Annotated in this window: 12 protein-coding genes; all 12 read right to left on the reverse strand. The window is 44.9% G+C overall.

The annotated features are described in order from the left end of the window. The 12 genes from B3014_RS02450 to rapA all read right to left on the reverse strand — a co-directional run bounded on the left by B3014_RS02450 (position 1) and on the right by rapA (position 15,235). Positions 1–324 carry a cupredoxin domain-containing protein gene (locus B3014_RS02450; protein ID WP_286304572.1) on the reverse strand — a complete coding sequence of 108 codons (324 nt, stop codon included), beginning with the start codon at positions 322–324 and terminating at the stop codon, positions 1–3. Next, positions 317–1,648, reverse strand: coding sequence for an ATP-binding protein (locus B3014_RS02455; RefSeq protein WP_289244325.1), 1,332 nt, complete (start codon positions 1,646–1,648; stop codon positions 317–319). The genes B3014_RS02450 and B3014_RS02455 overlap by 8 nt, the downstream gene beginning before the upstream one ends. Further along, positions 1,645–2,304: a response regulator gene (locus B3014_RS02460; RefSeq protein ID WP_286304570.1), complete on the reverse strand. Its 660-nt coding sequence runs from the start codon at positions 2,302–2,304 to the stop codon at positions 1,645–1,647. Before B3014_RS02460 ends, B3014_RS02455 begins: the two co-directional genes overlap by 4 nt. Beyond that, a complete protein-coding gene (locus tag B3014_RS02465) occupies positions 2,285–2,950 on the reverse strand; it encodes a tetratricopeptide repeat protein (RefSeq protein ID WP_289244326.1) in 666 nt (221 codons plus the stop codon). The genes B3014_RS02460 and B3014_RS02465 overlap by 20 nt, the downstream gene beginning before the upstream one ends. Before the next feature lie 8 nt (positions 2,951–2,958). After that, complete coding sequence (locus B3014_RS02470) at positions 2,959–3,744, reverse strand: SDR family oxidoreductase (protein WP_289244327.1); 786 nt, start codon at positions 3,742–3,744, stop codon at positions 2,959–2,961. Next, on the reverse strand, positions 3,732–4,400 hold the full coding sequence (locus B3014_RS02475) for a TenA family transcriptional regulator (protein WP_289244328.1): 669 nt from the start codon (positions 4,398–4,400) through the stop codon (positions 3,732–3,734). Before B3014_RS02475 ends, B3014_RS02470 begins: the two co-directional genes overlap by 13 nt. Next, a complete protein-coding gene (locus B3014_RS02480; protein WP_289244329.1) occupies positions 4,401–5,882 on the reverse strand; it encodes an AMP-binding protein in 1,482 nt (493 codons plus the stop codon). After that, positions 5,875–6,585: a thermostable hemolysin gene (locus tag B3014_RS02485; protein WP_289244330.1), complete on the reverse strand. Its 711-nt coding sequence runs from the start codon at positions 6,583–6,585 to the stop codon at positions 5,875–5,877. The genes B3014_RS02480 and B3014_RS02485 overlap by 8 nt, the downstream gene beginning before the upstream one ends. A 78-nt stretch (positions 6,586–6,663) precedes the next feature. Next, a complete protein-coding gene (locus B3014_RS02490; RefSeq protein WP_289244331.1) occupies positions 6,664–7,920 on the reverse strand; it encodes a TolC family protein in 1,257 nt (418 codons plus the stop codon). 79 nt (positions 7,921–7,999) lie between these two features. Then, positions 8,000–11,134, reverse strand: a complete 3,135-nt coding sequence (locus B3014_RS02495; protein ID WP_289244332.1) for an efflux RND transporter permease subunit — start codon at positions 11,132–11,134, stop codon at positions 8,000–8,002. Beyond that, complete coding sequence (locus tag B3014_RS02500; protein WP_289244333.1) at positions 11,131–12,369, reverse strand: efflux RND transporter periplasmic adaptor subunit; 1,239 nt, start codon at positions 12,367–12,369, stop codon at positions 11,131–11,133. The genes B3014_RS02495 and B3014_RS02500 overlap by 4 nt, the downstream gene beginning before the upstream one ends. A 16-nt stretch (positions 12,370–12,385) precedes the next feature. Beyond that, positions 12,386–15,235, reverse strand: coding sequence for an RNA polymerase-associated protein RapA (gene rapA, locus B3014_RS02505; RefSeq protein ID WP_289244334.1), 2,850 nt, complete (start codon positions 15,233–15,235; stop codon positions 12,386–12,388). Positions 15,236–15,371: the final 136 nt, after the last annotated feature.

Below are 15,371 nucleotides of genomic sequence, written 5' to 3' on the forward strand. Positions count from 1 at the left end.
TTACTCCGCTATGACCTTGCCTTGTGCCGTTTTAGGGAAAAATTCGCCAAAGAACGGATACACACCGGCTGGCAGTGGGCCAATAAAGATAAATGCCTGGCTATTACCGGCAATTACCTTCTCCCGGTTTAGTTCATAACTTTCAAACTCTTCAGCTGTCGGATCCATATTTTTCACCAACAGTTTGACTTTTGTATTGGCAGGGATTTTGACTTCATCGGGAAAGAAAAGATGATCACGAATTTCGATTTCAATCACGGGAGGGCCAGCCAACACCGGCATTACCAAAAACGATAAGCATAAAAACAAACCAACTCTACGCATAATTGACTGCTCTCAGAGGAAATATAACATCGACTTTTAATCCATGGCCCCAAGCGGATGTCCCCAACTGAATGTGGGTATGATGTAAATCAACAATATGTTTAACAATAGTCAAGCCAAGTCCACAGCCAATGACACCACTATTGTGCTGATCACCATGCAGGCGATAAAAACGTTCAAATACACGCTGATACTGTTCTTCAGGTATGCCTGGGCCAGAATCTTCGACTCGAAGTAACACCCCTTCTTCATGACGCCTCACCACCACATGAATACGACCTTTCTCCGGTGTGTATTTATTCGCATTATTTAGTAAATTGCTTATCAGCGTTTCCAGTGCAAACACATTACCTTCGATGATGTGTGACTCCCCATCCATTTCTATCTCTTGCTGTTTAGACTCAAAAGCATGATAACTTCGAGCGATAAGTGATTGAACTAATTTAAATAAATCCACACTCTCAAACTTGACTGCCGCCTGATCGGGTGATGTTCGGTATAAAGCAAGAATCTGTTCGATCAGATGTCCCATACGTTCAACACCATCACGCAATAAGATGATGTCTTCGTCATCATTACCCAATCTTGCTCGCAAATTATGTAAATGCACTTTGAGCACGCTGACGGGGGTACGTAACTCATGTGCCGCATCGGCTGAGAAACGCTGTTCTCGGTCAAAAGCCTCTGCCAAACGCAATAACAGACTGTTCGTATTATTCACCACAGTCGTTAATTCTTTTGGCACACGCTCCAGTTCGATAGGCCGGAGATCATCTGCTCTTCTCTCACTCAATTGGCTGGCAAAGGTGTTGAGCGGTTTAAGGCCAATCCCTACTGCAAACCAGATAATTAATGCGGCTACAGGTATTGCCATCACAATAGGCAGTAACGATTCCATCACCACATCTTCAGCCAGCATATAACGAATATCGATACGTTCGGCTACTACGATCCATCGCTGTAAAACCTTGTCACGGTATACATAATTTCGCCAGCGATAGCTACCAAAATTCGTATTCTGAAACCCTTCATCGAGGTCGCTAAGTACGCTATCGGGTGCATTTTCCGAACGTGTTAGCAAAGCCCCTTTATCATCAATTATCTGAAAAAAGGTATAAGGCGTTTGCTGATTGGTAACGGTTGTTTTACCAAGCTGACGAGAGTTGGCAGAGGCAATCAAAATCGCGGTACTTTCTAACCGGGAATCAAACAATGTTTGTGCTTTATGCATGCTTGATTGGTAGCCATGCAATAACGATACAAAGTTTACCAGCGTTATTGTGGCCAATAACGCCAATAATAAATACAGACGAATAGACTTCATTGCGTTTTAATTGTGTAACCCACACCACGCACGGTTGTGATGAAGTTCTCAGGGAGTTTCTTTCTTAAATGATGAATGTGGACTTCAATCGCATTACTGGCGATTTCCTCTCCCCAGCTGTAAAGCTTACTTTCCATGCTATCGCGGGTCTGCACTCGGCCAACATTCTCCATCAGCATTTTTAACAGCATGTATTCACGACGGAAAAAGTCGACATTCTCACCGTTAACTTTCACCTGCTGGGCACGAGTATCGATGGACACATTGCCTACGGTCAGATCAGCATGTTTCAGGCTACTGAGCCGGCGTTCCAGTACACGCAGGCGTGCAAGTAACTCATCCATTTCAAACGGTTTGGCCAGATAATCATCTGCGCCACTATCGAGCCCTGCGACTTTATCCTGAATAGAATTACGTGCCGTTAAAATTAATACCGGTAATTCAGCATTACGCCGTCGAATTTGTTTCAGGACTTCATTACCGTCCATATCTGGCAGGCCCAGATCCAATACCACAATATCCGGCTCAGAAGAAGCAATACTATTAATGGCTTGCTTACCTTCACTCAAATGATTAACGATAAAACCTTCGTTTTTCAGGCTGGTTTGTAAGCCTTTTGCGAGTGAAACATCATCTTCAATGAGTAATACCTGCATGTTGTTCATTCCCTAGTTTGTATCTGACCTGCTGTAAGGCTTTTTCGATTTCTTGCTGTCTTCCTTTATCTGCAAGGGGTCTAGTTAGTCTGGCAGGTGATTGTTGAGCTTTTAACAGATAAGTTTCTGCTTCTTTATACTGGTTATTATCTATTAAATACTGTGCATAGAAAAAATTACTATCTATGCCCGTTGGATTGATGGTCAAGGCTTTTTTCAACATCACTTCGGCTTTGTCATCATCGCCAAACCCAATAGGCCAACCAGGCACTTTTGCATACAAGGTTCCAAGGCTGGTATAAGCCGAACCGTCCAGTGCTGTATCATCTAGTTTCATCGCCTGTTCAAGGTCTGCTTTTGCGGCTTTGGCAAGTGATAAAGCACCAAGACCACCTTTGGCACCGGCATAACTTGATTCGATAATGCCACGCCAGATATGTGATTCCGCCGCATCTGGATATTGCTTCACCACGCTATTCGCTTTTTCAACCAAGCTTTCAAAGGCTTTTTCTTGTGCATCACCTGTTAAAGTGTAATTCACTTTAGCCCAGTCATGCTGCAAATCAGCAACACTTTGCATCACATCGGCACTGACAGGTAGACTCACCAGCCCCAGAATCATTGAGAATATATACGCTTTCATCATTTTCTCCATTAAAAATAACGTTTTATGATAGGTAGTTGTTTGATAATTGATTTATCAACAATGCCTGGCAGGATACTGTTGATTCTGACAAACAGTTTTTCAGGCCAGCCAAAATAATGTCTTCGTTTATCCGTAAGCAAAAAGTCGACAATGGCATTCGCTACTTGCTCAGGGCTGTCCATCGCACTGCCTAATGCTTTGTTCAGTTCATTGACATTGTCGTTATTAAGCGCTGTTTTTGTGGCGCGAGGTGCAAAGTAACGCACATCCACTCCGCTGCCAGCCAGTTCACGATGAAGGGCTTCACTAAAACCCCGCAAGCCAAACTTGGTAGCACAATAGACGCTATAACCGGGCATGCCGATACTTCCCAGAATAGAGCCAACATTGACGATGGTTGATGGTGCATTTTTTTCCAGTAAAGGAATAAAATCGCGTGTCAGTGCAATCTGTGAACTCAGATTAATTGTTAACATCCGTTCAATATCATTATCTGAATGATCAGTAATGGCAGCAAAACGGTTGATACCCGCCAGATTAATGATCATTTGCAGCGGATAAGGCAGATTTTCACAATAATCCACCAGTGACTGGCGCTGCGTTGTCTTGCTAACGTCAGCTACAAAGTCGTCATGCTTTTCGCCTAAGCTGACGTTCAGTTCAGTTAATTTGTCTGCATTGACATCCGTCAATATCAGCTTAGCCCCCTGATCGTGTAATGCTTTAGCTAACTTTTGCCCGATACCACCGGCGGCACCGGTAATCAGAATGGTGACATCTCTCATACTGTGCATGGCATCTTCTCTTCAGTCAGGCTACGGAAGATATTGCCGTAGAGATAATAAAAGCGTTTGGCACTGTGAATAATGAGATCTTGTTCGGCGGTATCGGTGATTTGATTCATCAGACCTTCGAAGAATTTGACATGATCCTGATCCAGCGCCCCATGTGAACGCAGATAACTAAAGGCTTTAGTCGGTAAACCTAGTGCATTTTGAATACTTTCTGCGGCTTTATCCGCTGTGGTGATACTAGTGCCTTCCAACACATGTACCATGCCAAAAAAACCTAGTGGATTGATGCGATGTACCATGTCATAAGCATAGGCGACCATCATTTCTGTCTGAAGATTTGGCTGACTGTGTCTGACCGCTTCTTTATCAGCACCACAGGCGGCAATATCGTTCAGTATCCACTCCTGATGACCTAATTCTTCTTCGATATATTCTGCCACGGCATTACGCAGCCATTCCTTCTGTTCCGGCAAAGCGCCACCGACACTCATCAGCAATGGAACGGTATGTTTAACGTGATGATAGGCCTGCGTCAGAAAGTTAATATAAAGCTCGGTAGTGATATCGCCTGTCATCGCTTTGGCAATGATCGGTGCACTGAATAATTGCTCACGTGCTGCTGCTGTTTCTGTTTGTAATCTATCGAAAAAAAGCATTTATGCCTGCTCCTTGTATAAAGCATTTATTTGGTGAGAGTAGCTGTCTAGAATTTGTGTTCTGACGGGACGACCATTTGCCGTCAACGTGCCGTTTTCCAGACTGAGTGGCCATTCAAAGCGCTGCCAGTCTGCTAGTTGCGCGTAATCTGGCAGGCGTTTGTTGACCAGGGCTATCCATTGGTCAATCATCGCATCGGTGATAGTGTCAAACCGAGGCTGAACTAAGACACTGCAATGTGATTTTGCATCTCCAATCACCATGCAATACGCCAGAATAGGATTTGCCAATAACTCGCTTTCCACCCACTCCGGATTGATATTTCTGCCAAAGCTACTAATTAATAGATTTTTACGGCGACCGTTAATATGCAAATAATGGTTGTCATCTATAAACCCTAAATCGCCGGTATTTATCTGCTGCGGATACCAACTCTCAGGGTGATTGATATAACCTAAAAAGCAGTTACCTTTAACAATGATTTCACCGGACTCAATACTGACTTTTACATGATCAAGACACTGACCAACACTGCCTATTTGACGTTGTTTTGGACTATTCAGACTGACCACCGAGCTACATTCAGATAAGCCATAACCCTCAAAAACCGGTAAGCCTAAATCATCAGCTTTCCGTAACAAGTCTGCAGATACACGGCTGCCACCCACGGCAATAAATTTCAAACTATCAGGTACTGGCCAGCCTGTTGCAGTGGCTGACACCAGGGTCAGTAATAATTCGGGTAATAACACCACACTTTCTGGCTGATGTTTGCTCAGCGTTTGTAAAAATTGCTGAACATCAAAACCTCGTCCACCATTAAAGCCAAGCTCGGCTGCTGGTAATAAGGTGACCGATCCTCTGCTTAGCAAAGGTGCGTAAATGCCGGCTAGGTTTTCCAATAAGGTGGTCAGCGGTAATACACACAGGTGTTTGATAACTTGTAATTCTGTACGTTGGATAATGGCATCAGCCACAGCTAATTGATTATCTGTGCTCAAACACACCCCTTTAGGCTGACCAGTAGAACCCGATGTAAAGGTAATTTTTTGGGTTTTCTCTGGAATTTGACTATGACCTTTCTTGGCTAATGGAAACAAAATCAGATTGTCCGTTAACGACAGATGCAACTGGTCAAACAGCTTGAGTGATTGAAATAATGTCGTGCCTTTCGATTCGATTAACGCTAATGCGCCACTTTCACTGATGGCATGATGTTGTTGTTCGGCCGAAAAAAAGGCTGGAATTGGCAAACTGATGACGCCGGCTTCATAACAGGCCAGATCAATACACGCCCAGTCGACACTGTTGTCGGCATATAAGGCAACGACATTCTGTGTATAAGGTAATAGCAGTTCAGTTAGTCTATCCACTTCGTCTATCATCTGACGCCAAGTCAGCTGATGATATGGGTCCTGCAAGGCCAGTGCGTTCGGCTGTTGTGTCGCAATCCGACGTAAACGTTCGACTAACTCAGTCATGACGAAAACTCGCGACAAATTCATTTAATTGATGTTGGTAGCTCTGACGCAAATACAACATAAGGGGGGTGTCGTTAAGTTTTGCCATGGTCTGGCGAATATGACTGGCCACCACAACAGGCTTATCATCGTAATAACTACCCCAGCTTGCCCCTTTATCTGGCAACCTGGTTGGGTCTGCAACACGGATGGCAATAGTCTCAATATCTAATTTCGCCAACCACTGAGAAACGGCTGAATTAGCCGTAAACACAACCCATTCATAACCGGCTTGATAGAACAACTCAGCAAGAAGTAAAAATAAGGTCTGAGTCGCACGTTGTCGTCCTGAGGCCAAGTTTCCGATTTCTACAATGGCGTCACGTTGAACGACTGTTTGGGTGAGAATACTGAGCGTCGTTTGAATATCATTATCAAGATAATATTCAAGAAAAAGATGTGATGAATAACTGGCTGGCTGGAAACCAAGTGCTGCTGAAACTAAACCGCCTGTCCTGGCAGACAAGATAAACGGCAGAAAATGGCTGATCTCTGCACCGTGTTGCTTTTCAAAGCGCTGATAAATAAATTGTTCAGCGTCCATTCGTCCCGGCTCATTCGCTTTTGCCAGCGTGAGTGGAAAAACAGGCTGAATAATTTGTCGCTCTGCGACGCGTTGAGAGCGACTTTTAGTGACAGACTGTGCAAATGATCTAGCTTCCATAAAATTCCCCTTTGGAGGTGGTATGGAGGCTAGATTAAAAAAGAAAGCTTAACGAAAAATTAAGCTTAAAAAGCTTTATTAATTATTAGACAGGATTATCCCATGCGATTGTTTTAATTCAGAAATCTGTTGCTTTATTTGTACTTCCAACAGGCGCTTTCTGCTCTCATTATCATTAGCCAACGCCTGACTGCGCAATAAATCAATCAAATTAATTTCACCTAAATCAAAGGCGCGCTTTTGTAATTGATAATACTGCTGGGTAGTTTTATTTTGTTCCGTGATCAAATCCAGCTGCTGCCGACTACTGTTTAATTCTTCATGAGCAGCGACTTGTCGTGTTTTTAGATCACGCCATAATGATTGACGTGTCACCTGAGCATCAGCTAGTTCGGCTGAGGCTTGAGCGATGGCAGGCTGCCTGTATGCCTTATCATCCAACGCCATGCTAAACCCGATACCCAAGCTATTGGTATAGTCTTCCGCTCTATCACCCCGTTCTCGTCTGACGCCTACAGACAGGCTGGGATTTACTGCGCCATCATACTGTGCCAGTCCCATTTGTGCCTGTAATCTGGCTATCAACTGATCCTGTAACTGCAACTGCGGATGTTGTTGTACGCCTCCAGAAGGGGTGATGACGGTTTCTTCGACCTGTTTTGGCAAAGTGTTTTCACCGGTAATCAGTTGATAAATTTTCAATCGTTGTTGAAGCAACGATGCTGCATTGACCATCTTGCTATGTGCTTCCAGCGTGTTACTGCTTGCCAGTAGTCGTTCAGTTGAAGCAAGATCCCCCGCTTTTACCCGGGACTCCACATCGTTTTGTAACTTTTTCGCGGTTTCCCAAGTCAGTTTCGCTTGTTCTAACTGCGCTTCAGCTAATTTTACTTGCCATATTTGCTGCCTCACTTCACCCGAGGCTTCCAGTTTCAATGCTTGCTGATAGGCAGGAAGTTCAGCCGCTATTTTTGCTGACAATGCTTGTTGCTGTTGTTTTTGGCCGGGTAACCAAAGCGGTAAGTCGACTCCCCCTTCCCACTCTTGAGAACCTCGTCCAGTACCAACTTCATCACTAAACAGACTTAAATTACCGGTGATAGGTTCTGCAAATAAGCTATTGCTGTATAAGTCATTTGCCTGCTGCAGCTGCTGATACTTACCTTCAGCTAGCAGGCCGGGTAGACGCTGATACACTTTATCAGTGAGTGAAGCCAGATCCAGTCCGGCAGAATAAGGCACTTTGCTGACGGATTCTGCATCATTTGCAAAACAAGTGAGCGGGCTAAAAGTGCTTATAAAAGCAGCCATCACAATAGGCGTATATCGTCGCATGTAAAATCCTTAACTCAATGCTGTTCACTCAAATTTAAGCAGCATGCACCGTGATTATTAAGTCAGACTTAATACAGTATCAAATTGTCACTGTTTGTGTTCGCTTCGGTAGAAACTTATCTGCCATCTGCTCATAAACAGCCAGCATCGCGGGTATGACCAATAACACTAATACTGTTGAAAACATCAAACCAAATGACATAGATACAGCCATTGGAATGAGAAATTGTGCCTGTAACGAGGTTTCAAATAATAACGGTGTCAATCCGGCAATGGTGGTCAGTGAAGTCAATAATACCGCGCGAAGTCGTTGTGTAGACGCTTCAATAATGGCTTGATGTGTCGCAAGGCCAGACTCTCTCAATTGTTTGAAAAACGTCACCAGAATGATGGAATCATTCACCACAATGCCTGACAGACCAAAAATACCAAACAAAGACAAAATGGTCAGATCAATACCCAATAACCAATGACCTATTAAAGCGCCGATAAGACCAAATGGAATGGCTGCCATGACAACCAATGGCCAGCCGTAAGAGGAAAAGACCCAAGCCAGTACCAGGTAAATCATCACAAAAGCCAGCAACGTGCCTTGGGCCATATCAGTCATGGTCTCTGCTTGTTCTTCGGCACGACCTTCGTACGCTACTTTCACACCATACTTAGAGGATAATGCCGGTAAAAACGAAGCTTTCATATCACTTAGAATGGCATTATTGTTATTCACCACAGCATCAACGGTCGCCGTGATATGTATGGCTAGCTGGGTATCGGTATGTCTGAGTACATCAAAGCCTCGCCGAGACTCAAACTCAACCACACTGGATAAGGGCGCACTGCCTCCATTGGGCAAACGCAACATAAAGTTCTCTAGTGTTGCCAGGGTGTTACGCTCGGCGTCAGGTAGCATTACGCGCACTTCCACTTCATCATCCCCATCCTGAAATATCTGAACTAACTGACCATCAAATGCTGCGCGTAATTGACGTCCCACATTTTCAACCGTCAATCCCAGCACATCGCCTTGCCCTTTGATGCGATAGATTAATTGTTCCTGACCATAGGGCATATCATCTTCAATCGCACTGACACCGGCATAGTTTTTTAACTTCTCGGCGATCTCATGTGAGGCTTTTTTTAACTGCTCAGCTGTCGCGCCACTCAGACGAATATCAATATCACTACCCGGTGGACCGCCACGCATTTCACTAATCGTAAACGTTTCAATCCCAGGCGGAAGCTCAATATATTGTCGCCAGTTATTAATGAACGCTTTGTTTCTAATATCGCGTTTATCAGGCGAAATCATCTCCAGTTGAACAGAGCCAAAACGCTCATCCGCCTGACTGCTACTGACATTAGAATTGGCAGAAGATGCACTCCCTAAACGTGTCACAGCCATCTTGACGATATTTTGCTCGTAATCAGCCTCTGCTTTATCCAAAGCCAGATTGATGTGCTGCAAAAATTGCTCAACATCTTGCTTGGGGGTGCCGGCCACAAAACGGGCATTCGCTGTAATGGTTGTGCCTTCTGGCGAGGGGAAAAAGTTAAATAAAATTCTACCACTGGCCAGCAGGCTGATAGACAGAATCAATATCGCCAATGTGAGACTGATCGTGACCACACTATTTTTAACAGCCAGAGTAACCAGAGGCCTAAAAAATTGTTCACGAAATTGTTCAAATTTATCATCAAGCCAGACTCTCAACTGACCTGGCTTATCATGATGCATACTGTGAAAAGTGTGGCGTAAGTGCCCGGGAAGTATTAAAAAACTCTCCACAAGCGAGGCAATAATCACACAGATCACCACAAAAGGAATATCAAACAGAATATTGCCAATCACACCGCTTATCAACATCAATGGCAGAAAAGCAGCGATAGTCGTTAATGACGATGAGATAACCGGCGCTAACATGCGTCTTGCACCACCTTCTGCAGCGGATAGGGATCGCTCTCCACTTTGGTAGTGAGATAACGCATCTTCGCCCACCACGATGGCATCATCGACAATAATGCCCAATGCCATGATCAAGGCAAACAAGCTAATCATATTGATGCTGCCGCCGAGCATGTACAAAACGGTCAACGCTGCCATGAAAGACACAGGAATACCCACGGCCACCCAGAAAGCGACTCTGCCATGCAAAAATAAAAAGAGAATCGCTAGTACCAGGAGAAGTCCGCCCAAACCATTACTGAGAAGCAGATTTATACGCTCCTGAATCAATGACCAACTGGCATCATAGACTCTAATATCCACGCCTTTGGGTAAAGTGGGTCTGGCTTGTTCTAGCCAGTTTTCCATAATCCTGGCAGAGGCCAATGCATCAGCATTTTCGGTTCGCTGCAGTTCAATCTCAACGGCGGGTTGGCCATGATAAAACACCTTGACCTGATCACGCATGGCACGACGCTCAACATCGGCCACATCCTCAATCAGTAAAACACGTCCCTCATAATCACTTTTTAGGGAGATATCACCAAAGGCATCAGCATCACGGCGTTGATCGAGACTACGGATTTGGCGTGCAGTTTCACCATTACCAATCTCCCCGGCAGGCAAATCCTGACTTTGATCAGCGACACGTTGACTGACATCACCAAAACTCAAACCCAATGACTCTAGTGTTGAAGTGCTGACTTTAATCGCCATTTCTTCATCAGGTAAGCCAGTGATATTGACTCTGGAAATGCCGGCATCAAGCAACTCATGCTCAATTTGATGCACCAGTCCACGTAACTCATCTAAGTGGCCATCTGTCGTCACCAATAATCTGGCGACGTTATCGTATCGCGTCACAATACTGATTTCAGGTGTTTCAGCATCACTAGGCAGATTTCGCAAACGAGCGACATGATCTTTTACCTGATCAAGCGCCTGTCCCATCTCTGTACCCTCTTCAAACTCCAGAGTCACCAGAGAGGAGCCGTAGGATGAAGTTGAGTTCATTTTATCGACGTAGTCGATGGTGCGGAGCTCTTGCTCAATGCGACTGGTCAACGCATCTTCCACATCTTCAGCACTGGCCCCACGCCAGACAACACTGACTGTAATCACATCAAGCGCAAAGTTAGGGAAAAATTGCGTATTGAGTTTACTTAACGACACAAACCCACCGATTAACATCATCAGCATGAGTAAGTTTGCCGCTACCTTATGCTGGGCAAAAATACCAATGATATCTGTGCGATGTGCCGGCAGGCTCACAGGGCAGTCTCAACCGCTAAACCCGTGATGGCATTAGGAAGCTGTGTCGTCACGATTAAGTCACCCGCTTGTATAGCATCACTTCGGATTAACAATTGCTGAATATTATCTTCCGTGATGACTTCCCCCACCCGCTCGATGGTCATGGCTTTTAAATGTCCATCCTCTATCACATAGATACGATCCAGCCCGTATAGCGCACTAAAAGGCAGTTTAATAACATGCTGTTGTTCTGCGAGTTGGAGATGCAGTTCGACAAACGTGCCTAAAGGTAATGTGTTGCTATGATTCATTAGCCGGAACAAGCCATCAACCCCTCCACTATCAAGTCTGACTTCTCCTGAGAGTCGCTTTAATTCTAACTTTATTGGCTCACCGTCAATGACAGTGAAGGCGATGATTTGCTGCCCGTTTTCCAACATCTTACGAATTTTCTGGCTGTAACGGCCGGGAATTTGGGCTCGCACCTCTAGATTATTTAGATCATAAACCTTAATCAGACTATCGCCTGGCCTAACACGATCGCCAATAGCAACATTCAATGTCGCAACACGACTCGCAAAAGGAGCACGTATATCGGTACGTCCCAGATTCACCTCACTCTGTTTGAGTAAGGCTTCAGCTCGTTTTTTAGCCGCTTCTAGCTGTGCCAGTCGTGAAGGATGCTCAGCGATATCATTCTGTAATTGTTTAAGTGCCAGCACTTGTTGTTGGTAAGCTGATAAGGACTCATCCAGTGTGGCGCGAGATGTCAGCTTGTTTTGCTCGAGTTTTTTAGCTCGCTGAACCGCATCATCTGCCAGATTGACTAACTGCTTCTGATTATCCAGCAAGTTAAGGTCGCGTTGATAACGCACATTTTCATTGGCAATTGAAGCAATAATTTCATCCACATCAGCTTGTCGCTGCTGCTTGACGAGTTCAACATCCGTTTTATCAAGCTGCAGTAGTAATTCACCTCGCTCAACAGTTTCACCTTCCAACACCATTACCGACTCAACATCAGCTTCAACAGCCGCTTTAAGATTGGCATCACGTGGTGTTTCAATCCGACCATACACCGTTATTTGTGGACGTATTGTTTGGAACTCAGCGGGAATGGCATTCACTAGCCAGGCTTTTTGTTTGGTGTTTTTGGCTGTTGCTTTTGGTTTAGTGGCAATAAGTGCAGCCACTATCAGAACAGTCAGGCCAAAAATAATGAGTGGTATGACAACTTTTTTCAGCTTGACCATTCTGATATCTGTCTCTTTAGTTAGTGGGATCAGTCACAATAGCAACCCGTATGGCATCCAGCGATAATGAGGCTGATTGAATGCCAGCATTCAACTTTTCCTGGCGCTGTTTCAAATAATCCAGTTCTTGTTGACGGATATTCGGGTTGACTTTTGCCAAGGCACTCAAACGCTGATATTCCTGCTCCAACTCATTATTCATATTAGCCAAAGCTTCCTGCTTTAATGTGTCTTCCATGTCTGTCACCGCATTTTTGGCCTGGGCGAGCAAGTTCTCGACAGGGCCACGGGCATGACGAATCAATTCCTGAGCTGTTGCTCTTGGGATGCGACCGGCTATTTTATTGAAATCATGCTCATCAAACACGGTTTGGTATTGTTTACCACGTTCATCCACTACCAGTCTAATATGGCTTTCAGAAATAAAGCGTTGAATCTGTAGATCCCGTTCCGAAATAGTGCGCATAACAAATATGGCTTCCAGCAATAAACTGCCGGCTTTCACCTCATCAGTTGCTAAGGTGCAAAATGCACTATTGCCTAAATCACTATTCAACACCATATCCATTGCGCCCAGCACCATAGGATGTTCCCATGTCAGAAAGCTCATATCCTCACGACCCAGTGCTTTGTGGCGTTGATAGGTCGCAGTCAGTCCTTCATCTGGCAGTTCAGGGAACTGTGTCTGCATATGCGTGCCAGGTTCGATGATAATGCTGTCTGTGCTATGAGGATGTTGATCTACGCCAAAGGCATCAAACACATCATCCATAAAACCGGCCAACTCAAGTGAACGGGATAACATTTCAACATCCGCCACAACTGATTCTGCCTGAGTCTCATTGAAGGAATGACGCTCAAGTAAGCGATGGCGCCCAGACTGAAGTTCTGTCAGCGTTTGCTCGGAAACTTCCTGTGTTTGTTGTATCAGACTATCTAATAAACCCTGGTTTGCTGGTTCAGCCATGGCGGCTTCCAGTGCTGGTTTTGTCACATTCGCAATACGCTGTCCTGCAGCCAACACCTGTTCAAACGCATTCATACCCTGGTGATACCACTGCAATAAAATGGATTGTGCTGTATCGGCGTAATAAGGGACATGGATATGCACATCATGATGCTGCCCGATACGATCCAATCGACCAATCCGTTGTTCCAACAAATCCGGATTAACCGGTAAGTCAAATAACACCAGATGATGTGAAAACTGAAAGTTACGTCCTTCACTGCCGATCTCGGAACAAACAAGGCACTGCGCCCCATCTTCATCATCTGCAAAATATGCTGCAGCACGGTCACGATTCACCAGGCTCAACCCTTCATGGAACACTGCTGAACGTATGCCTTGACTGATATTGAGATGGTTCTCAAGCTGTTGGGCGGTGTCAGCCTGAGCACAGATGATTAAGATTTTATCGTCGCGATGCGCTTTAAGAAAATCAACCAGCCAACTGACGCGGCTATCGTGTTTTAACCAGTCAACATCGGTGAAATGTTGTTCAGGCAAAATAATATGACTCAGGTCTTCATCTGACAAAGCATCTGGAAGTGACAATTCATATTGGTGAAGTAGTCGATTCGGGAAGCCTTTCACCACATCACGTGTATTTCGATACAGCACCCGACCGGTGCCATGTCTGTCGAGCAGTTGTTGAATGGCTTCCACTTTTGCATTGATGAACGCTTCTTCAGCACTTAACTGCTCAAATAACATCTCATCGAGATATTCATTAAGCTGTGACTGCTGCGCTGGTGATAATTGCGTCCAACTTTCTGCGGCATCAAGCTGTTCGATTAATTCGCTGACCGGTTGATATGCTGCTTCTTGCTTCACAAATGCATCAAAATCATAAAACTTATCAGAGTCGAGCAAACGTAGGCGCGCGAAATGACTTTCAATACCTAATTGTTCAGGGGTGGCCGTTAACAGTAATAATGCTGGAATCTGAGCCGCGAGCGTCTCAACCAGTTGGTAGCCCTCACTTGATTGTTCAGGTGACCATGCCAGGTGATGCGCTTCATCCACAATCAACATATCCCACTCTGTCGCCAACATGTCGACCTGCATCTGAGGGTTAGCCAATAGGTCATTTAACCCACACAACACCATTTGAGCACTCTCAAAGGGATTGCCTTCATCGAGTTCTTGCAGCGCGTCGTGCCTTTCGTGGTCAATCAAGGTAAAAGTCAGATTAAAGCGGCGGAGCATTTCCACTAACCATTGATGCAATAATGCATCTGGCACAACGATAAGTGCTCGTCTGACCTGACCGGATAAGACCTGTTTGTGTAAAATCAGACCTGCTTCAATGGTTTTACCGAGTCCGACTTCATCTGCCAGTAACACACGTGGTGCAAATCGTTGCGCTACCTGCTGAGCTATATATAGCTGATGTGGTAAAAGTTGAACACGGCCGCCTAATAAGCCATATGCCGGCGATTTTAGGAGTTCATGCTGATAATTGAGTGTTTTTGCACGTAATTCAAACTGACTGTTTTTATCGACCTGACCAGCGAAAAAGCGGTCTTGAGGCTGGTTAAAGTGAACACGGCTATCCAGATCCATTTCATGGATACTGATGGGTTCACCCGTCTCGGTATCGCCTTGATAGATATAACAACCATTAAAGGGTTGCACGGCGCTAATCACAAAACTCACATCCTCACGCGTGCTGACTTTATCCCCTTCAGAATAGATGACACGGCTTAAAGGCGCATTATCAGCAGCATAAAAACGACTCTCTGCCGCCGCGGGGAAGAATACTTCAATACGACGTCCACTGCTTTCCTGAATAATACCCAGACCAAGCTCTGCTTCGCTATTACTGACCCAGCGTTGGCCTACGATAAATGCACTTTCTGACAATGTGTTTTGCTCCGTTATCTCGATGTTTAATGTTCAACGGTTATCATCGCCAAACTGATTACTGAAGCATAATGATAACCGTCTGCTCAAACGCTTTTTATGACGGATAATATGTAGCCTCGTTGACGACAAAAAT

It is taken from the genome of Methylophaga sp. UBA678, assembly GCF_002299105.1.
Classification (GTDB): Bacteria; Pseudomonadota; Gammaproteobacteria; order Nitrosococcales; family Methylophagaceae; genus Methylophaga; species Methylophaga marina.

What these genes read in the sequence shown, in the direction of transcription:
- B3014_RS02455 (WP_289244325.1), bottom strand. Translation starts at nt 1,648, where the DNA reads ATGAAGTCTATTCGTCTGTATTTATTATTGGCGTTATTGGCCACAATA.
- B3014_RS02475 (WP_289244328.1), bottom strand. Translation starts at nt 4,400, where the DNA reads ATGCTTTTTTTCGATAGATTACAAACAGAAACAGCAGCAGCACGTGAG.
- B3014_RS02500 (WP_289244333.1), bottom strand. Translation starts at nt 12,369, where the DNA reads ATGGTCAAGCTGAAAAAAGTTGTCATACCACTCATTATTTTTGGCCTG.
- B3014_RS02470 (WP_289244327.1), bottom strand. Translation starts at nt 3,744, where the DNA reads ATGCACAGTATGAGAGATGTCACCATTCTGATTACCGGTGCCGCCGGT.
- B3014_RS02490 (WP_289244331.1), bottom strand. Translation starts at nt 7,920, where the DNA reads ATGCGACGATATACGCCTATTGTGATGGCTGCTTTTATAAGCACTTTT.
- B3014_RS02485 (WP_289244330.1), bottom strand. Translation starts at nt 6,585, where the DNA reads ATGGAAGCTAGATCATTTGCACAGTCTGTCACTAAAAGTCGCTCTCAA.
- B3014_RS02480 (WP_289244329.1), bottom strand. Translation starts at nt 5,882, where the DNA reads ATGACTGAGTTAGTCGAACGTTTACGTCGGATTGCGACACAACAGCCG.
- B3014_RS02450 (WP_286304572.1), bottom strand. Translation starts at nt 324, where the DNA reads ATGCGTAGAGTTGGTTTGTTTTTATGCTTATCGTTTTTGGTAATGCCG.
- B3014_RS02460 (WP_286304570.1), bottom strand. Translation starts at nt 2,304, where the DNA reads ATGCAGGTATTACTCATTGAAGATGATGTTTCACTCGCAAAAGGCTTA.
- B3014_RS02465 (WP_289244326.1), bottom strand. Translation starts at nt 2,950, where the DNA reads ATGATGAAAGCGTATATATTCTCAATGATTCTGGGGCTGGTGAGTCTA.